This window comes from Rhizobium sp. Leaf371, assembly GCF_001424045.1.
GTDB lineage: Bacteria > Pseudomonadota > Alphaproteobacteria > Rhizobiales > Rhizobiaceae > Ferranicluibacter.
In genome coordinates, this window is record NZ_LMQB01000001.1 from 786,748 (window position 1) to 806,091 (window position 19,344).

A 19,344-nucleotide genomic window follows, 5' to 3' on the forward strand; every position below is an offset into this window, starting at 1 on the left:
GCGAAGCGAGCCTGCGCATGGGTCATGATCCGGCGTATGTAGCGGGCAATGCGGCCGGGGTGCAATGCATGGTGCCCACGGGCCGGGTCACATTTGCTCCGATTGCGCCTTGCGTGAGGAAAAGAATACGCAGGGCCAGAAGCCTGCGGATTTCTGTTTCTTCAATTTCGCGGTAGGATGGGCGATATCTAGGACACCCTGAAAGGACAGATCCCCCATCGTCATGAGCGAGCAGCTGACCGTATTTCCGGCTTTTTTTCGCGTTGCGCAGAAATGTGTGGCGGTGTTCGGCAATGGCGACGAGGCCTATGCCAAGGTTCGCCTGCTCTTGAACACGCAGGCGCGGATCGTCGCCTATGCCGATGCGGCCGAGCCGGATTATGCGCGGTTTCTTCACGACAAGGGCGTTGTCCGGGTCGTTGCGTCTTTCGATGCGGCGCAGGTGGAGGGCGCGGTGCTCGTCTTTGCGGCGACCGGGGACGCGGCCGAGGACCGGCGGATCGTGGGCGCGGCGCGGGCAGCGCGCATTCCGGCGAATGCCGTCGACCAGCCGGACTATTGCGATTTCCTGACGCCGGCGCTCGTCAACCGCGCGCCCGTCGCGGTGGCGATCGGCACGGAGGGGGCGGGGCCGATCCTCGCCCAGATGATTCGCGCGCAGATCGACCAGTTGCTGCAGCCGTCGCTCGGCAGCCTTGCGGGGCTTGCGCAATCCTACCGGATCGCGGCGGAGAAGCTTCTGCCGCGCGGTGCGCCGCGGCGGCAGTTCTGGAAGCGGTTCTTTACCGGCGGCGTGGCCGCGCATGTGGCCGCCAACGATATCTCCGCCGCACGGCGCGAGGCGACGCGGCTCCTGAAGGCGGGCAGCGCTGTCGAGGGCCGTGTCTATCTCGTCGGCGCGGGGCCGGGGGCCGAGGATCTGCTGACGCTGCGCGCGCAGCGGGTGATGATGGAAGCGGACGTGCTCGTCTATGACGCGCTGGTGCCGCAGGCGATCGTGGACATGGGCCGGCGCGATGCCGAGCGGCTGTCGGTCGGCAAGCGCAAGGGCTGCCATTCGAAATCGCAGAGCGAGATCAACGCGCTTCTGGTGCGGCTCGGCCGCGAGGGCAAGCGCGTCGTGCGGCTGAAATCGGGCGATCCGCTGGTCTATGGCCGGGCGGGCGAGGAGATGGCGGCGCTGCGGGCGGCGGGCATCGGCTACGAGATCGTGCCGGGCATCACCTCCGCCTTTGCCGCGGCCGCCGATTTCGAGCTGCCGCTGACGCTGCGCGGCGTCGCCTCCTCGCTGATCTTTACGACGGGCCACGATCTCGCCGGCGACGTGCTGCCCGATTGGGCGCGGCTGGCGGTGTCGGGCGCGACGATCTCGGTCTATATGGGCCGCACGGTGGCGGCCTCGGTCGCCGCACGGCTGATCGCGGCCGGGCTGCACCGCGACACGACGGTGGCGGTGGTGGAAAATGCCAGCCGGGCCGACCGGCGTCTGCTGCACGGGACGCTCGGCGAGCTGCCGGGGCTGGAGGCGCGCGACGATCTCGACGGGCCGGTGATGGTGATCATCGGCGATGCGGTGGCGGGGGCGAATTTCGAGCGGTCCGAGCCGCTGTCCCGGAGGCAGGGTCTGGCTGAACCGGACCGGGCGCAATCGGGGCGTGGCACGCTTCCGACGGGAGACGACGACGTGCGATATCACAGGCAAGGAGCATGACGATGACTGACAAGGTCCTGACGGCCAACCGACTGTCCGACGGCATTTCCGTCTGGCTGGATGCGGCCGGCAACTGGGGCGAGAGCCTGCAGGATGCCTTCATCGCGCGTCATGCCGAAGCGGTGGCGGCGCTGGAGGCGGCCGGCAAGGCGGCCTTCGCCGACAACAAGGTGGTCGATGTCAACGTGATCGAGGTGGTGGAGATCGACGGCGTGCTGCGCCCCTCGCGCCTGCGCGAGCGGATCCGGGCGGAAGGGCCGACGATGGAGTATGCGCCGGGCTACAAGGGCCTGCATCATCTGGGTGCGGCGTAGTCTGCCTTCATGTGATGCGGGAGCCGGGTTTTCCGCGCATCGGCAGGAGGGACGCAGGACGCGCAAGACCTGCGGAGAGAAAACCGCGCGATTGCTTTTCCTGAAGCCACGGCTGGTCTAAAGGAATGCATCAGCGGATGTGAGCATTGCGCGATCCTCGCCACGGTGTGCGGCGGGGTCGGGCCGGACAAGCGTCGCCTGCAGGAGCCCCAGGGGTTCGAGGGACGGGCGCCAGGGAAAAGACAAACGATGTATCGCTACGACGAATTCGATCATGCCTTCGTATCGGCCCGCGTGGAGCAGTTTCGCGACCAGGTGGAGCGGCGCCTTTCGGGCGAACTGGCCGAGGATGCCTTCAAGCCGCTGCGGCTGATGAACGGCGTCTACCTGCAGTTGCACGCCTACATGCTGCGCGTCGCCATTCCCTACGGCACGCTGAATGGCCGGCAGATGCGCATGCTGGCGCATATCGCGCGGACCTACGACCGCGGCTACGGGCATTTCACGACGCGGCAGAACATCCAGTACAACTGGCCGGCGCTGTCCGACACGCCGAACATCCTGGCCGATCTCGCCAGCGTCGAGATGCATGCCATCCAGACCTCGGGCAACTGCATTCGCAACGTCACGGCCGACCATTTTGCCGGGGCTGCCGCCGACGAGGTCGCCGATCCCCGCCCCTATGCGGAGATCCTGCGGCAGTGGTCGTCGGTGCATCCGGAATTCTCGTTCCTGCCGCGCAAGTTCAAGATCGCCGTGACCGGTGCCGAGCGCGACCGCGCCGCGATCCAGGTGCACGATATCGGCCTGCACCTGAAGAAGGATGCGGAGGGCCGCATCGGCTTTGCCGTCTATGTCGGCGGCGGGCAGGGGCGCACGCCGATGATCGCCAAGAAGATCCGCGACTTCCTGCCGGAGGAAGACCTGCTCTCCTACACCACCGCGATCATGCGGGTGTACAATCTGCACGGCCGGCGCGACAACAAGTACAAGGCGCGCATCAAGATTCTCGTGCACGAGACCGGCGCCGAGGTGCTGGCCGGCCAGGTGGAGCAGGAATTCCTGCAACTCAAGAACACCGAGCTGAAGCTGCCCGACAGCGATATCGCGGCGATTTCCGCCTATTTCGCGCCGCCGGCCTTGGCCGAGCGGCCGGAAGGCTGGGCGAACCTTGCGAGCTGGAAGAAGGCCGATCCGGACTTCGCCCGCTGGGTGCAGCAGAACGTGGCGCCGCACAAGAACCCCGACTACGGCATGGTGACGATCTCGCTGAAGCCCATCGGCGGCATTCCGGGCGACGCGACCGACGTGCAGATGGAGGCCGTGGCCGAGATCGCCGAGGAGTATGCCTTCGACGAGATCCGCATCAGCCACGAGCAGAACATCATCCTGCCGCATGTGGCGCTGGCCGACCTCGAAGCCGTCTATCGCGGGCTGGTGGCGACGGGGCTGGCGACCGCGAATGCGGGGCTGATCACCGACATCATCGCCTGTCCCGGCCTCGACTATTGCGCGCTGGCGAACGCCCGCTCCATTCCGGTGGCGCAGGAGATTTCGACGCGCTTCGGCGATCCCGAACGGCAGGCCGACATCGGCGAGCTGAAGATCAAGATCTCCGGCTGCATCAATGCCTGCGGCCACCACCATGTCGGCCATATCGGTCTTCTCGGCGTCGAGAAGAAGGGCGCCGAGCTCTACCAGATCACGCTGGGCGGCTCCGGCGACGAGACGACCTCGATCGGCGAGATCATCGGGCGCGGTTTCGAGCCGGAAAAGGTGACGGATGCGGTGGAGACGATCGTCGATACCTATCTCGGCCTGCGGCTGTCGAAGGAGGAGACCTTCCTCGCCGCCTATCGCCGCGTGGGCCCGCAGCCCTTCAAGGATGCGCTGTACGGCGCCAAGGAACAGGAAGCCGCCTGAGATGACGCAGATCTGGAAGACGACCGGCTTCGTGACCGACGACCCCTGGGTGATCGAAACGGAGGGGAGCGAGACCGACGAGACGCAGGCGGGCTCCAACGAGCGGGCGATCCACGGGCTGACGACCTTCATCGAGAAGGCGGAGGCCGGCGAGACCGGGCTCGGCGTGCTGGTGAACCCGGCCGACGACGTGGCGCGGCTGCAGCCCTATCTCGACCGCATCGCGCTCGTCGCGGTGGCGTTTCCCGCCTTCAACGACGGGCGGGCGTTCAGCCATGCCTCGCTGCTGCGCGCGCGGCTGAAATTCGACGGCGAGATCCGGGCGATCGGCGACGTGCTGATCGACCAGGTGCCGCTGATGCTGCGCTGTGGCATCGACAGCTTCGCTGTGACGAACCCGACGGCGCTGAAGCGGCTCGGGGAAGGGCGGCTGCCGGGCATCGAGCAGCATTACCAGCCGACGGCGCGGCCCGCGCCTGACGCTGGCTCCTACAGCTGGCGCCGGGTTTCCTGACCGTCCTTTCCTGGCAGGCCTTTCCTGGCAGTCCGGGCGGGCCAGGGGTGCTGGCGCTCCTGATCCCCTAGGGCTTGCCAATCTGCCGCGCCAATCTCCTGCGCCAATCTCCCGCGGGGGCAATTTTTGAAACGGAATTGCTTTCCTTGGGCGCCGGTTTGGAATATTCCGCGCATGAAAACCTGAGAGGCGCTGTCAGCCTTTCGCTCGCTCCCGTCGACGCGCTTCGGCTCGCCGCACCCCATGAGGATGAGACGCACAGATGAATGCTCCGGCCAAGACCGAGGATTTCGCCGCGACCGTACCGGCCGGCGTGTTTGCCGAGACCGTGACCAGCGTCACGCATTATACCGACCGGCTGTTCCGCTTCCGCATGACCCGGCCTGCGGGCTTCCGCTTCCGCTCGGGCGAGTTCGCCATGATCGGCCTGATGGTCGAGGGCAAGCCGGTCTACCGCGCCTATTCGATCGCCAGCCCCGCCTGGGACGAGGAACTGGAGTTCTTCTCGATCAAGGTGCCGGACGGGCCGCTGACCTCGCATCTCCAGGCGATCCAGCCCGGCGACCAGGTGCTGATGCGCAAGAAGCCGACGGGCACGCTGGTGCTGGACGCGCTGACGCCCGGCAAGCGGCTCTACATGTTTTCGACCGGCACCGGCGTTGCCCCCTTTGCCAGCCTGATCCGCGATCCGGAAACCTTCGAGAAGTTCGACGAGGTCATCCTGACCCATACGACGCGCGATGTGGCGGAGCTGAAATACGGCTTCGACCTGATCGAGGAAATCCGCAACCATGAATTCCTGGCCGACGTGGTCGGCGACAAATTGCGCCACTATGCGACGGCGACGCGTGAGGATTTTCCGTTCCGCGGCCGCATCACCGACCTCATCCGCAACGGCAAGCTCTTTACCGACCTCGGCGTGCCCGCCTTCGATCCGGCGATCGACCGCGGCATGATCTGCGGCTCGACGGAGATGCTGAAGGAAACCAAGCTGCTGCTCGAAGAGGCCGGTTTGAACGAAGGCGCGAACAACAAGCCGGGCGAGTTCGTGATCGAACGGGCGTTTGTCGGGTAGGGTAGTTCGTCTTGCGAAAGGTTTAAGGCTGGAGGGATATCGTCCCTCCGGCCTTTTTCGTGTCAGACGATGAAATAGTCCGAACGGAAGGTCACGGCATCGTCGAAGGCGATGGTGAAATCGGCGGTGCCGTCGCCGTTGGTGTCGCCATAGACGAAGGACGAGGTCGACAGGGTGACGTAGCGCAGCTGGCCGGCCGTGTTCGAGAAGGCCGCGCCGCCGATGAGGCTGAAGTGCTGGACGCCGCCGATGACGAGATTGGAATCGATGCCCGAGACGTCGATCCGGTCGCCGGAGGTGCCGGAAAAGTCGGTGATCAGGTCCCGCGCGGAGGAGGACGGACCGGACTCCTGCGTGGCGGCATAGACGAAGGTGTCCGCCCCGGCGCCGCCGGTCAGCGTGTCCAGCCCGGCACCGCCGATGAGGCGGTCGTTGCCGTTGCCGCCATTGAGGCTATCGCGACCATTGCCGCCGATCAGGATGTTTGCGCCGGTGTCGCCGGTCAGCTGGTCGTCGAAGGCCGATCCGATCAGCCCCGAGATCGACGCATAGGTGTCGCCGGCCGCAAAGCCGGTGTTTGCAGAGGCTTTGCCGAGATTGGCGATGACGCCGGCGGTGGCATCCTCGTAGGAGGCGAGATCGGTGCCGGCGCCGCCATAGAGCTTGTCGGCGCCGGCCCCGCCGATGAGCGTGTCGTTGCCGCTGTCGCCCGACAGCACATCCCGGCCGGCGCCGCCGCGCAGCGTATTGGCGGAGGCATTGCCGGCGAGGAGATCGTCGAAGGCCGAGCCGGTGAGGTGCTCGATGGAGCCGTAGATATCGCCCGCGGCAAAGCCGGTGTTGCGCGACGCGTTCAACAGGTTGGCCGTGACGCCGGCGGTCGCATCTTCGTAAGAGGCGGTGTCCGAGCCGCCATTGCCGTTCAGCCTGTCGGCGCCGATGCCGCCGATCAGCACGTCGCTGCCACCGCCGCCCGACAGGGTGTCGTTGCCGGCACCGCCCTTCAGCACGTTGGCGGCGGCGTCGCCGATGAGGCTGTCGGCGTAGGCCGAGCCTGTGAGGTTCTCGATCGACACATAGACATCGCCGGCGGCGATGCCCGTGTTGAGCGACGACTGCGTCAGGTTTGCCAGCACGCCGGCCTTGGCGTCCTCATAGGAAGCCGTATCCGTGCCGCTGCCGCCATCGAGCGTATCGGCGCCGATGCCGCCGACGAGGATGTCGTTGCCGGTCAATCCGAAGAGCTTGTCGTTGCCGGCGTTTCCAAACAGCTTGTTCTGGACCTGATTGCCGACGATCCGGTCGTTGCCGGAACCGCCGAGCACGTTTTCGATCAGCGACGCCGTGTTGTTCTTGTAGAGCAGCGCGTTGAAGATGTTGCCGCGGGCGTGGCCATTGTTCGGGCCGCCGCCGAGGTCGGCGGTCTGGCCGGTGCTGAAGAGCGAGTATTTGCCGGGCTGCAGGTCGATCGACAGGGCGGTCTTGTAGGCGGAGAGGTCGAACGTATCGGTGCCGCCGCCATCCCATATGGTTGCGAAGATCCTGTTGGCGCCGGGCGCGATGGTGACCACGCCGTCGATGATCGTCTGGCCGCTGTCGGGCGTCCAGCGATAGACCGTGTTGCCGTTCATGACGGTGTAATCCGCGCCGTACATGGCCTGGAGGGCGGCGATGTCGAGCGACATGAAGCTTTGCGGCGCATCGTTGAGCCCGTAGCTGTAGCCCGTCAGCGGTGCGCCGATATAGGCGCGGTACGTCATGATGCTGTATTCGACACTGTCGACATTGGACGGAAGGGCGGCATCCTCATGGCCGTGCTTCAGGCCGAGGGCGTGGCCGATCTCATGCCCCATCGTGTGCCAGGCATAGGTGCCGATCTTGGGCGAGCGATAGTCGTATTCCGTGCCGGCATAGGCCGTGCCGAACCAGACGTCGCCCGCGGAGTCATAGTTCCCGGGATAGAAGGCGTAGGCGGTGGGGTCGGCCGTCGGGGATTCGGCAAAGCGCAGCGTCGCATTCGTCGCCGATCCCGCTGCGAATTTCAGGAGCGTGAAGCCTTCGACCGAGAAACCGTCATTGGCCGCCGGTCCGGAGGATTGCTCCAGGAAGAACAGGGCTGCCTTCTGCTGCGCCAGCGACACCGGAGCGACATCCCTATATGTCCCGCTCGTATAGGTATAGGCCGACGTGGTGGTCGGGAAGGCATAGGTCAGCGTCGCCGCATTCCAGGCATTGCCCGAGAGCAACCCGTCGATCAGGGGATTGCCGGTGTTGGCGATCAATTTGGAGGGGGTATACAATCCGGTCATGACGCTGTGCCTTGGAGAAAAACGGGCGTTCGAACGCGGTCCGTTTCCGTCGGACAGACCATGCTTGATAAGCGGTACAGGGTGGCTCTTTGGGGGTCAAGGTGGCGTCTGCAACTTGGGTTAAGGGCGTGCAACCCCATTGTGCGGACGATGCGGTTTCGGTGACCGGCGGCGCACGCAAAAACCAGTGAAGAGAAAACGGGCCAGGAGAAAACTGACCAAGAAAAACCCTCCGGTGAAGGCGGGTTCACCGGAGGGTCTGGTTTCGTCCTTGCGATCCGGCCCGCGGCCGACGTGGATCTAGTGCAGGATCTGGCTGAGGAACAGCTTGGTGCGCTCGTGCTGCGGATTGTCGAAGAATTCGGCGGGCGCGTTCTGTTCGACGATCTGGCCCTGGTCCATGAAGATGACGCGATTGGCGACCTGGCGGGCGAAGCCCATTTCGTGGGTGACGCAGAGCATGGTCATGCCTTCCTCGGCAAGGCTCACCATGGTGTCGAGCACTTCCTTGACCATTTCCGGATCGAGTGCCGAGGTCGGCTCGTCGAAGAGCAGGATTTTTGGCTTCATGCAGAGCGCCCGGGCGATGGCGACGCGCTGCTGCTGGCCGCCCGAGAGCTGGCCCGGATACTTGTTCGCCTGCTCGGGGATCTTGACGCGCTGCAGATAGTGCATCGCGATCTCCTCGGCCTGCTTCTTCGGCATCTTGCGGACCCAGATGGGGGCCAGCGTGCAGTTTTCGAGAATGGTCAGGTGCGGGAAGAGGTTGAAGTGCTGGAACACCATGCCGACCTCGCGGCGCACCTCGTCGATCTTCTTCAGATCGTTGGTGAGCTCGATGCCGTCGACGACGATCGTGCCCTTCTGGTGTTCCTCCAGACGGTTGATGCAGCGGATCATCGTCGACTTGCCGGAGCCCGAGGGGCCGGCGATGACGATGCGCTCGCCGCGCATGACCTTCAGGTTGATGTCGCGCAGCACGTGGAAATCCCCGTACCACTTATTCATGCCGACGATCTCGATGGCGACGTCGGTGGACGAAACAGTCAAATTCTGGGCGGCTGCAGCCATGGTCAATCCCCTGATTATCGTTTGTGGCCGGTGTCGAGGCGACGCTCGACGAAGGCGGAATAGCGTGACATGCCGAAGCAGAAGATCCAGAAGACGAACCCTGCAAAGACGAGGCCCGTCATCGGCGTGACCGGCGTGCTCCAGGCGCTGTCGCCAAAGCTGGCCTTCACGATGCCGAGCAGGTCGTACATCGAGATGATGGTGACGAGCGAGGTATCCTTGAACAGGCCGATGAAGGTGTTGACGATGCCGGGAATGACCAGCTTGATCGCCTGCGGCAGGATGATGAAGGCCGTCTTGGTGAAGTAGTTGAGGCCGAGCGCGTCTGCCGCCTCGTACTGCCCCTTCGGAATGGCCTGGAGGCCGCCGCGGATGACCTCGGCCATATAGGCGGCGGCGAAGATGGAGACCCCGACCAACGCCCGCAGGAACTTGTCGAAATTGGTGCCGGGCGGCAGGAACAGCGGCAGAAGGACGCTGGCCATGAACAGCACGGTGATCAGCGGCACGCCGCGGATGAGCTCGATGAAGAAGACGCAGGCGGTCTTGATGATCGGCATTTCCGAGCGCCGTCCGAGCGCCAGCACGATGCCGAGCGGCAGCGAGACGGCGATGCCGACGAAGGACAGGATGAGCGTGACCATGAGCCCGCCCCAGAGCGAGGTCTCGACATAGGACAGGCCGAACCAGCCGCCGAGCAGCAGCACATAGGCGATGATCGGCATGACGATGAGGAGCAGGATGGCGTTCAGCCCCTTGCGCGGCGCCTTCGGCATCAGGAAGGGAATGAGCAGCGCGACGGCGAGGGCGAGCACGGCGAGCGGCCGCCACAGTTCTGCGCGCGGATAGGAGCCGAACATGAACTGCACGAAGCGGTCGTTGACATAGGCCCAGCAGGCGCCGCTCCAGCCATCCGGCTGGATGCCGCCCTGGACGGTCGTGGTGCAGACCGAGCGGTCGGCGCCCGTCCAGACGGCCTGGACGAACAGCCAGTTCAGCGCGCCGGGCAGGTACCAGACGACGGCAAGCAGGGCGACGAGCGACAGGACGCTGTCGGTCGGGGTGGCGAACAGGTTCTTGCGCAGCCAGCCGACAGCCGAGGCGTCGGAGGTGGGCGGCTTTTCCTGCGGGAGGACGTCGCGGCGGACGTAGGCGATATCAGCGGCCATATCAGCGCTCCACCAATGCCATGCGGGCGTTGAACCAGTTCATGAACAGCGAGGTGATCAGACTGATCGAGACGTAGATCAGCATCCAGATCGAGATGATCTCGATCGAGCGCCCCGTCTGGTTGAGGATCGTGTTGCCGACGGCCACGAGATCGTAGAAGCCGACGGCGACGGCGAGCGAGGAGTTCTTGATCAGGTTGAGGTACTGCGAGGTGAGCGGCGGGATGATGATCCGCATGGCCTGGGGCAGGACGACGAGGCGGGTCGCAAGGTTCGAGCGCAGGCCGAGCGCGTAGGACGCCTCGGTCTGGCCGGAGGCGACGCCGCGGATGCCGGCGCGGACGATCTCGGCGATGAAGGCGGCCGTGTAGAACGAGAGCGACAGATAGAGCGACAGGAACTCGGGCCCGACGACCATGCCGCCGCGCATGTTGAAGGAGCCGGGAATGGGATAATCGAGCGTCATCGGCATGCCGAGCGCGAAGAACACGACGAGCGGCAGCGCGACGATCAGCCCCAGATTGACGAGGAGCACCGGCGGGCGGTTGCCGGTCTTCAGCTGGTGGGCGCCGGCCCAGCGCGTGAAGGCGATGGCCGCGACGACGCCGAGCGCGAAGACGGCGGCGACATAGACGAAGGTTTCGCCGGGAACGGGCGCCGGGAAATAGATGCCGCGGTTGCTGACGAAGAAGAAGGCGTCCGGATTGTCCTTCACATGCTGGAAGATGGTGCGGACGTTCGGCAGCAGCGCGAGCACGCCGAGATACCAGAAGAAGATGACGAGCAGCGGCGGGATGTTGCGGAACACCTCGACATAGACGGTGCAGAGCTTGGCGATCAGCCAGTTCTTCGACAGGCGGCCGATGCCGACGAGAAGACCGACGATCGTGGCCGTGATGATGCCCCAGAAGGCGACGAGCAGGGTGTTGAGGAGGCCGACCTGCAGGGCGCGGAAATAGATCGAGTCCGGCGAATAGGCGATCAGCGTCTGGCCGATGTCGAAGCCGGCGCGGCTGTTGAGGAAGCCGAAGCCCGTGGACATGCCGTTGCGCGCGAGGTTGGCCGCGACGTTATGGGCGGCGTAATAGACCGCGCTGCCGACGATGAGCACGGTCGCGATCTGGAAGAGAATGCTTCGGAAAGCCGGATTATAAATCAGCGACACCGACGGTCGGTGTTCGCCGCCCTCGGTGCGGACGTCGTTTGCAGCCATTCACTTGTCCCCTGTCGGTCACCCTTTTTTCCGGGTGTTCAAGACGTTGAGGAAGAGGCGGGCCGGCCGCGGTGGACGCGGCCCGCCTCTTCTGTGCGTGTGGTTTAGCGGATCGGCGGTGCGTATTGCAGGCCGCCCTTGTTCCACAGGGCGTTCAGGCCGCGCTCGATCTTGAGCGGGGAGCCCTTGCCGACATTGCGTTCGAAGACTTCGCCGTAATTGCCGACGGCCTTGATGACCTGGACGGCCCAGTCGTTGGGCAGGCCGAGATCGGCGCCGATGGTGTTGTTGGCTTCTTCACCGAGGAAACGCTTGATGTCGGGGTTTTCGGTCTTTTTCATTTCCTCGATATTGGCCTGGGTGATGCCGAACTCTTCCGCCGTGATCATGGCGTAGTGCGTGAAGGACACCACGTCGAACCACTTCGAATCGTTCTGGCGAACGGCCGGGCCGAGCGGCTCCTTGGAGATGATTTCCGGGAGAACGACGTGATCGTCCGGATTGGCCATCTTCAGGCGGATCGAATAGAGGCCCGACTGGTCGGTGGTGTAGACGTCGCAACGGCCGGCATTGTAGGCGGCGTCGGCTTCGTCCTGCGCTTCGAACACGACGGGCTTGAATTCCATCTTGTTGGCGCGGAAGTAGTCGGCGAGGTTGAGCTCGGTCGTGGTGCCCGACTGGACGCAGACGGACGCGCCGTTCAGCTCCAGAGCCGACTTCACGCCGAGTTCCTTCTTCACCATGAAGCCCTGGCCGTCATAGTAGTTGATGGCGCGGAAATCGAAGCCGAGCTGGCTGTCGCGGCTGGCGCTCCAGGTCGTGTTGCGGGCGAGCATGTCGATTTCGCCCGACTGCAGGGCCGGGAAACGGTCCTTGGCGGAGAGGGGGGTGAACTTGACCTTGGTCGCATCGCCGAAGACGGCGGCGGCAACGCCCTTGCACAGGTCGGCGTCGAGGCCGGTCCAGTTGCCGGAGGAGTCCTGGGCACCGAAGCCCGCGAGGTTGGATCCGTTCACGCCGCACTGCACGAAGCCCTTGGCCTTCACGTCATCGAGCGTTCCGGCGGAGGCTGCGTGGGCGCCGAAGCCCAGGACCGCAGCGCCGATCACGATCGGGAGAATTCTTGTTGCCATTCTTGAGACCCTTTTTCTGTTTTTCTGTCGCCCTCATCCCGGCGTCCTTTTGAGACGAACCGGAAGAAGCGCCCCCGCCACCCTCCTGGCGCGAGTGGGGCTATCTCATTCGTAAAAGTCGGACGGGTCAAGTGACGTTGCCGAAATTCTAGGCCATTTCAACATTATCGGCGGGCCTGCTTATTTTATCTGCCGATACGGATGACGAGTGCAAAGTGTTGGCGAAAAATGAGGCAGAAGCGCCCGTAAGCCCTTTCTGACTGACGATCCGGGCTTGACCTTTGGCGCGAAGCCGACCGACAAGAAGCGCAACGCGCATGGCGGACGGTCGGCCAGCGACGGGTCAATAAGACGGCGACAGACAAGGATGTAAGATGAGCGACGACAAGGATTTTCTGGCAGGTGCCGGCGTCAACACGCGGCTGGCGCATACGGGCAACGCGCCGTCGGACTATCACGGTTTCGTCAATCCGCCGGTCGTTCGGGCGTCCACCGTCCTCTTCCCCGATGCGCGGACGATGGAGACGCGGGCGCAGAAATACACCTACGGCACGCGCGGCACGCCGACGACGGATGCGCTCTGCGCGGCCATCGACGCGCTGGAGGGATCGGCGGGCACGATCCTCGTGCCGAGCGGGCTTGCCGCCGTCACCGTTCCCTTTCTCGCCTTTCTCTCCTCGGGCGACCATGCGCTGATCGTCGACAGCGTCTATTTCCCGACGCGGCATTTCTGCGACACGATGCTGAAGCGGATGGGCGTGGAGGTCGAATATTACGATCCCGCCATCGGCGCCGGGATCGCGGCCCTGATGCGGCCGAACACGCGGCTGGTGCATACGGAGGCGCCGGGGTCGAACACGTTCGAGATGCAGGATATCGGCGCGATCGCCCGGGCCGCGCACCGGCAGGACTGCGTCGTCACCATGGACAATACCTGGGCGACGCCGCTCTATTTCAAGCCGCTCGACCACGGCGTCGACATCTCGATCCATGCGGCGACGAAATATCCGAGCGGGCATTCCGACATTCTGATGGGCACGGTGTCGGCCAATGGCAAGCACTGGGAGCAGTTGCACGAGGCGACGATCACGCTCGGCATCTGCGGCTCGCCGGACGACAGCTACCAGATCCTGCGCGGCCTGCGGACGATGGGCGTGCGGCTGGAGCGGCACCAGGAGAGCGCGCTCAATCTCGCCCGCTGGCTGGAGGAACACGAGGACGTGGCGCGGGTGCTGCATCCGGCGCTGCCGAGTTTTCCGGGGCACGATCTCTGGAAACGCGATTTTACCGGGGCGAGCGGCATCTTCTCCATCGTTCTGAAGGTGTCCGATCCGGCGCAGGCGAAGGCGCGGGCGCATGCGTTTCTCGATGCGCTGTCCTTCTTCGGGCTCGGCTATTCCTGGGGCGGCTATGAGAGCCTTGCGCTCGTCGTCGGATTGTCGGACCGGAGGATCTGCAAGCAGCCCGCCGAGGGGCCGGTCATCCGGCTGCAGATCGGGCTCGAGGATGTGCCGGATCTCCGGCGCGACCTCGAAGCCGGGTTCGCGGCGGCTGCGGCCGTGACGCGCTGAGCACGGTCAGGCGCTAGGCGCCGGGGAGGCGATGGGCGTAGAGCCAGTCGAAATCCTCGGCCAGACGCTCCGGCGGGCGCAGCGACAGAACGAGATTGCGGCCGAGGCGGAGCGGGCCGGCGGCGTGGTAGGCGAAGCGGTTGAACGCGCCGCGGGCGCGCACGCGCTCGATGCGGGGTTTTCGCAAGGCGACGAAGGTTTCGAGCGCTGTCTGAAGACGTGTCGTGCCGGAAAGAGTGTCGGCGAGCGCTGCGGCGTCCTCGATGGCCATGGCGGTGCCCTGGGCCGAGAACGGCATCATGGCATGGGCGGCATCGCCGATGAGGATGCGGGTGCCGTCGTGCCAGTCCCCATCGGCGATCTCGTAGAGCGGCCAGCGGCCGAGCGGTTCGGCCTGTTTCAACGCATCGCGCAGAGCGGGGTTCCAGCCGTTCAGGAGAGCGGACACCGCGTCGCGGGCGGCGATGTCGCCGTCGGCCTGTTCGGCGCGGCCGCTGCCGATGGCGACAAGGTTGAGGCCGCCGCCTGCACCCATGGGATAGGCGACCAGATGGGCGTTGCGGCCGAGAAAGGCGGTGACGACGGTGGGGTCGAACGGGTGTGGCACGGGTCTTCCGGGCGGCACGGTCAAACGCCAGGCGACGTTGCCGGAGAAGCGCGCCGGGGGGAGACCCATCGTGGCGCGGACGTTCGAGCGGACGCCGTCGGCACCGACGATGAGGTCCGGATGTCTCCCGGTGTGCCGGGCGATGGCTTCGGGCGTGGCGTCGGCGACGGGCGTGCCGAGATGCAGGCGGCAGAGGGGGTGTGCGCGAACGGCGTCGGCCAGCGCGCGCTGCAGATCGGCGCGGGAGACAACGGCATAGGGTGCGTCCCAGCGGTTTCGCGCGAAGCGGCCGGCGGGAACGGTCGCCACCCTGCGCAGGCTGCGCCCATCGGCCAGGCGGATCTCGTCCGGTTCGACCCAGTGGGGGGCGAGCGCCTCGCTCAGGCCGAGGGCGGCGAGGATGCGGGTGGCGTTGGGAGAAAGCTGGAGACCGGCGCCGACCGCATCGAGGCCGGACGCGCGCTCCAGAATGTCGACGGCGATGCCCTTTGCCGCCAGCGCCAGCGCGGCGGTGAGGCCGGCCATGCCGGCCCCCACGATCGCGACCGTCAGGGAGACGTTTTCATCCGTGGGCGGGGCTTCGGACGCGGGTGCGGAAGGGGGCATCCCGCCGGGACCGGATCAGGCCGCCTTCGTCTGGAACAGGCAGCCGGTCGGCCGGGTCTCGTCCATCTTCAGCGTGCCATTGTAGCGGAAGAGGGTCGAGCAGTAGGAGCAGACCTTTTCGTTGTCGTCGCCCATGTCGAGATAGATGTGCGGATGATCGTAGGGCACGGACGCGCCGGTGCACATGAATTCCTTGACGCCGACTTCGATCACCGCGTGACCGCCGTCGTTCTGGAAATGAGGAATACCGTGCCCGGCCATGTCGTTCTCCACTGTCTCGTCTGTCTGTCTGTCTGTCTGGTGCGCGCTGCCGGATGGGCCGACGCGGGCGGTGTCGGCGCGGATATTAGGGAGGTTCGCGGCAAAAAGGTAGACGATTGCCGAGGGGAGGACGCGTTTTTTGCACGAGCGGGGTTTTTCCGCGTCGCGGCGGGCCGTAAAGGAGACGGACCCGCCTTTCAAGCGCGTCGCGATCTCCCGGATTTGCGCGCAGCACTTGGGGTTCTCGTTTACCGCCTGTCCCAGGAGCCGCTTCGATGGATCTGTCGCCGCCACCATTCTCGACCTTTCGCCATCAGGGCCTCGACATCGCCTTTTTCGATGCCGGGAATCCTGACGGCGTCCCGGTTCTGCTGATCCATGGCTTTGCCTCGTCGGCCAATGTCAACTGGGTCTTTCCCGGCTGGCTGAAGACGCTGGGCGACGCCGGCTACCGGGTGATCGCGCTCGACAATCGCGGCCATGGCGCGAGCAGCAAGCCGACCGATCCGGCGCTCTATCACCCGCCAGCCATGGCCGGCGACGCCAGCGCGCTGCTGACGCATCTCGGGCTCGATTCGGCGCATGTCATGGGCTATTCGATGGGCGCGCGCGTGTCGGCCTTTCTGGCGCTCGACGCGCCGGACCGGGTGCGCACGCTGGTGCTCGGGGGGCTGGGGATCGGCATGGTGACCGGCGTCGGCGACTGGGACCCGATCGCCGATGCGCTGCTGGCGCCCTCGCTCGACGATGTCACCCACGAGCGCGGGCGAATGTTCCGCCTGTTCGCCGACCAGACGAAGAGCGACCGGCAGGCGCTGGCCGCCTGTATCGCGACCTCGCGCGCGCTTCTGACCCCTGCGGAGATGGGCCGGATCGCCGTTCCCACGCTGATCGGCGTGGGCACGAAGGACGATATCGCCGGCTCCGGACAGGCGCTGGCGGACCTCATGCCGCGGGCGGTCGCGATCGACATTCCCAACCGCGACCATATGCTGGCCGTCGGCGACCGGGTGTTCAAGAAGGCGGTGCTGGAATTTCTGGCCGACAACCCTTGAGCCCGAGAACCGTTGAGCGCGAGACCCCTTGAGCCCGAGACCCTTGAGCAAACGGCGCGGACGCCGAGGCGGCGGGGCCTCCGGCGCGCAGGCCTTCCGGATCGGGTCTGCCCATTTCCGGCCGACCCCCATTTAAACTTGAGCCAAACTGCCCTATTGTCACAAGACTATGCTTGATAAGCCCTGCGGGCCGAGCCCAGCAGGACTATAGGCAGGCCCTGGGAATACAGACGGCCGGCAAGAGCGGCCGTGAAGGAGTGCGACATGGTCGCCAGGACGGACATGATCATCGAGATGCGCGCGACCGAGACCGTCAAGACGATGGACCCGATCTGGGACAGCCTGCAGGACGAGGCGCGCCATGCCGCCGAGCACGAGCCGATGCTGGCGGCGTTCCTCTATTCCACGATCATCAACCAGCGCTCGCTGGAGGAAAGCGTGATCCACCGGATCGGCGAGCGTCTCGACCATGCGGATCTCGACGCCAGCCTCGTGCGGCAGGCCTTCCTCGACATGGCGGCGGACTGGCCGGACTGGGCGAGCATTCTGCGCGTCGACATCCAGGCCGTCTACGACCGCGACCCGGCCTGCACCCGCTTCATGGAAGTGATCCTCTATTTCAAGGGTTTCCACGCGATCCAGACGCACCGGCTGGCGCACTGGCTGCTGCTGCGAGGACGGCGCGATCTGGCGCTCTACCTGCAGAGCCGGTCGTCCTCGGTGTTCCAGACCGACATCAATCCCGGCGCGCGGATCGGCAAGGGCATCTTTCTCGATCATGCGACGGGACTGGTGGTCGGCGAGACCGCTGTTATCGGCGACAATGTCTCGATCCTGCACGGGGTGACGCTGGGCGGCACCGGCAAGGAAGGCAGCGACCGGCACCCGAAGATCGGCAACGGCGTGCTGATCGGCGCGGGCGCAAAGATTCTCGGCAATATCCATGTCGGCCAATGCTCGCGCGTCGCGGCCGGCTCGGTCGTGCTGAAACCGGTTCCGCCCAAGGTGACGGTGGCCGGCGTTCCCGCGCGGGTGGTCGGCGAGGCCGGCTGCTCGGAGCCGTCGCGCTCGATGGACCAGGTGCTGAAAAGCTTCGAGATCTGACGACGGCCGCTTTTTTTCGGGAACCGGCGGGGCTCGCATGGCTTGTGGCGTGAGGCTGCCCATCTCCGTCGATGCAGGGTTTACACCCCTTGCGGCTTCATGAGAGAAGCGCCGCATCCCATTCCTGAAGCGCAACGCGATCCCACAGATTCGCGCCTTGTGCTTGAGGTTCCCGTTTTGCGGATGTCGTCATCGCAAAACCGCTGCGCACTGTTGCGCGACACGCTCTAGGAGACACGACTTGAAGCCTGAAGACATCAAGAAACTCGAAGCCTACTTCAAGCGCATTTTCAATCCGCAGATCGTCGTCAAGGCGCGTCCGAAGAAGGACGAGTCGGCCGAGGTCTATCTCGGCGACGAATTTCTCGGCGTGGTGTTTCGCGACGAGGAAGACGGGGAGCTGTCCTTCAGTTTCTCCATGGCGATCCTCGACATCGATCTCTGAAGACGTCGCCGCAACCGGCCGAATTGTCTTCTCTTTTGCCCGGCCGGCTCCTGCCCGCCGGGCTTTTTCGTGTCGGGCGCTGTGCTTTAGCGATCACGAAATGTTGCACTGCACTATCGATTCTTGACTTTATTGTGCAGTGCAACTAATATGGCTTCATCGAAACCCATTTGGAGGAATGCCCATGTTCAACTTTTCCGATAACGCCTTTGCCGGCAAGGACGTCCTGGAAACGATGACGAAGAACTATGCCGCGATGACCAAGGGTTTTCAGGCGATCGCCCTGGAAGCTACCGAGTACTCGAAGAAGAACTTCGAGGACAGCATCGCGCATATGCAGAAGCTGACCGGCGTTCGCAGCATCGAAGCGGCCGTCGAGCTGCAGACCTCGTTCCTGAAGTCCTCCTATGAGGGCTACGTCTCGGAAGCCACCAAGATCGGCAGCATGGTCACCGACCTCGCCAAGGACAGCTACAAATCCTACGAAGCGCCGCTGGCACAGGCTGCCAATGCCGTGCAGACGGCCACCAAGTCGGCCGCCTCGGCTGCAAAGTCCGTCGCCGCCTGATCGGCTAAACCAGAGGGCGCAAGCCCATCGATCCAGTCGAAGCCGGCTGCGGGGTGCCGCGGCCGGCTTTTTCGTGTCCGGTTCATCCCGCCCTGTGCCGCGACGCCCGCTCTGCCGCCATCCGCGCCGCGCAGAGGCGAGGGAGGCGTACCGCGCCGGGTGCCGGGCCCGCCGCCGCCCGCGTCATTGCGGCAAAAACCATCAAACTTGAGCGCGCGGTTCGAATATCGTTGCAGTCCAACGGAACGGGCTTAAAATCGCCGAACGACACACTATCTGTTGTGTCATGGAATGGTCGCAATGGGCTCCCAAGCTTTGCGATCCGACGAGGGAATGAAGACGAATGATCGCTCTGCCGATCCGGATGGCCAGGGGTGACGAGGGGAACGGCGATTCCAATCGCGGCACCTCGGTCATCACCCGGACGAAGACACAGACCAAGAAGCCGAGCCTGTACCGCGTGCTGCTTCTCAATGACGACTATACGCCGATGGAGTTCGTCATCCACGTGCTGGAGCGTTTCTTCCAGAAGGATCACGAGGCGGCGACACTGATCATGCTGAGTGTCCACAAACACGGCGTCGGGGAATGCGGCGTCTTCACCTATGAAGTAGCCGAAACCAAAGTGACGCAGGTGATGGATTTCGCCCGCCAGCATCAGCACCCGCTGCAATGCGTCATGGAAAAGAAATGAG

Annotated in this window: 18 protein-coding genes; 11 read left to right on the forward strand and 7 right to left on the reverse strand. The window is 64.9% G+C overall.

Features of this window, described 5'->3' with window-relative positions; translation table 11 throughout:
• Positions 1-223 precede the first annotated feature (223 nt).
• The 5 genes from cysG to ASG39_RS03515 all read left to right on the forward strand — a co-directional run bounded on the left by cysG (position 224) and on the right by ASG39_RS03515 (position 5,537).
• Positions 224-1,711 carry a siroheme synthase CysG gene (gene cysG, locus ASG39_RS03490; protein ID WP_062592806.1) on the forward strand — a complete coding sequence of 496 codons (1,488 nt, stop codon included), beginning with the start codon at positions 224-226 and terminating at the stop codon, positions 1,709-1,711.
• Positions 1,712-1,713: 2 nt separating this feature from the next.
• A complete protein-coding gene (locus ASG39_RS03495) occupies positions 1,714-2,025 on the forward strand; it encodes a DUF2849 domain-containing protein (protein ID WP_062593408.1) in 312 nt (103 codons plus the stop codon).
• 249 nt (positions 2,026-2,274) lie between these two features.
• Positions 2,275-3,948 (forward strand): nitrite/sulfite reductase, encoded by a 1,674-nt coding sequence (locus ASG39_RS03500; RefSeq protein ID WP_062592807.1) that lies wholly within the window; start codon positions 2,275-2,277, stop codon positions 3,946-3,948.
• A 1-nt stretch (position 3,949) separates the two neighbouring features.
• Positions 3,950-4,462: a DUF934 domain-containing protein gene (locus ASG39_RS03505; protein ID WP_062592809.1), complete on the forward strand. Its 513-nt coding sequence runs from the start codon at positions 3,950-3,952 to the stop codon at positions 4,460-4,462.
• A gap of 262 nt (positions 4,463-4,724) precedes the next feature.
• The gene (locus tag ASG39_RS03515; RefSeq protein WP_062592813.1) at positions 4,725-5,537 is read left to right on the forward strand and encodes a ferredoxin--NADP reductase; all 813 of its coding nucleotides are present in this window, start codon (positions 4,725-4,727) and stop codon (positions 5,535-5,537) included.
• Between the two features lie 62 nt (positions 5,538-5,599).
• On the opposite strand, the gene ASG39_RS03520 is transcribed toward ASG39_RS03515, so the two are convergent.
• The 5 genes from ASG39_RS03520 to ASG39_RS03540 form a co-directional block, all read right to left on the reverse strand.
• A complete protein-coding gene (locus ASG39_RS03520) occupies positions 5,600-7,846 on the reverse strand; it encodes a M10 family metallopeptidase C-terminal domain-containing protein (RefSeq protein ID WP_082476888.1) in 2,247 nt (748 codons plus the stop codon).
• Between the two features lie 300 nt (positions 7,847-8,146).
• Positions 8,147-8,917, reverse strand: coding sequence for an amino acid ABC transporter ATP-binding protein (locus tag ASG39_RS03525; protein ID WP_062592818.1), 771 nt, complete (start codon positions 8,915-8,917; stop codon positions 8,147-8,149).
• A gap of 14 nt (positions 8,918-8,931) precedes the next feature.
• The gene (locus tag ASG39_RS03530) at positions 8,932-10,086 is read right to left on the reverse strand and encodes an amino acid ABC transporter permease (protein ID WP_062592820.1); all 1,155 of its coding nucleotides are present in this window, start codon (positions 10,084-10,086) and stop codon (positions 8,932-8,934) included.
• A gap of 1 nt (position 10,087) precedes the next feature.
• A complete protein-coding gene (locus ASG39_RS03535; protein WP_062592822.1) occupies positions 10,088-11,299 on the reverse strand; it encodes an amino acid ABC transporter permease in 1,212 nt (403 codons plus the stop codon).
• A gap of 104 nt (positions 11,300-11,403) precedes the next feature.
• A complete protein-coding gene (locus tag ASG39_RS03540) occupies positions 11,404-12,432 on the reverse strand; it encodes an amino acid ABC transporter substrate-binding protein (RefSeq protein ID WP_062592824.1) in 1,029 nt (342 codons plus the stop codon).
• Positions 12,433-12,806: 374 nt separating this feature from the next.
• Here ASG39_RS03540 and ASG39_RS03545 point away from each other — a divergent pair, with 374 nt between their 5' ends.
• Positions 12,807-14,003 (forward strand): cystathionine beta-lyase, encoded by a 1,197-nt coding sequence (locus ASG39_RS03545; RefSeq protein ID WP_062592826.1) that lies wholly within the window; start codon positions 12,807-12,809, stop codon positions 14,001-14,003.
• 13 nt (positions 14,004-14,016) lie between these two features.
• On the opposite strand, the gene ASG39_RS03550 is transcribed toward ASG39_RS03545, so the two are convergent.
• On the reverse strand, positions 14,017-15,216 hold the full coding sequence (locus ASG39_RS03550; protein WP_082476890.1) for an FAD-dependent monooxygenase: 1,200 nt from the start codon (positions 15,214-15,216) through the stop codon (positions 14,017-14,019).
• 15 nt (positions 15,217-15,231) lie between these two features.
• On the reverse strand, positions 15,232-15,477 hold the full coding sequence (locus ASG39_RS03555; RefSeq protein WP_062592828.1) for a zinc-finger domain-containing protein: 246 nt from the start codon (positions 15,475-15,477) through the stop codon (positions 15,232-15,234).
• A gap of 275 nt (positions 15,478-15,752) precedes the next feature.
• On the opposite strand from ASG39_RS03555, the gene ASG39_RS03560 reads away from it, so the two are divergent.
• The 5 genes from ASG39_RS03560 (at position 15,753) to clpS (ending at position 19,343) form a co-directional block, all read left to right on the forward strand.
• Positions 15,753-16,532 (forward strand): alpha/beta fold hydrolase, encoded by a 780-nt coding sequence (locus ASG39_RS03560; RefSeq protein ID WP_062592830.1) that lies wholly within the window; start codon positions 15,753-15,755, stop codon positions 16,530-16,532.
• Between the two features lie 264 nt (positions 16,533-16,796).
• Positions 16,797-17,636 (forward strand): serine O-acetyltransferase, encoded by an 840-nt coding sequence (gene cysE, locus ASG39_RS03565; protein WP_062592832.1) that lies wholly within the window; start codon positions 16,797-16,799, stop codon positions 17,634-17,636.
• A 241-nt stretch (positions 17,637-17,877) separates the two neighbouring features.
• Positions 17,878-18,081, forward strand: a complete 204-nt coding sequence (locus ASG39_RS03570; protein ID WP_062473820.1) for a DUF3126 family protein — start codon at positions 17,878-17,880, stop codon at positions 18,079-18,081.
• A gap of 184 nt (positions 18,082-18,265) precedes the next feature.
• Positions 18,266-18,649 carry a phasin family protein gene (locus tag ASG39_RS03575; RefSeq protein ID WP_062592834.1) on the forward strand — a complete coding sequence of 128 codons (384 nt, stop codon included), beginning with the start codon at positions 18,266-18,268 and terminating at the stop codon, positions 18,647-18,649.
• 343 nt (positions 18,650-18,992) lie between these two features.
• On the forward strand, positions 18,993-19,343 hold the full coding sequence (gene clpS / locus ASG39_RS03580) for an ATP-dependent Clp protease adapter ClpS (RefSeq protein WP_062592836.1): 351 nt from the start codon (positions 18,993-18,995) through the stop codon (positions 19,341-19,343).
• Position 19,344 lies beyond the last annotated feature (1 nt).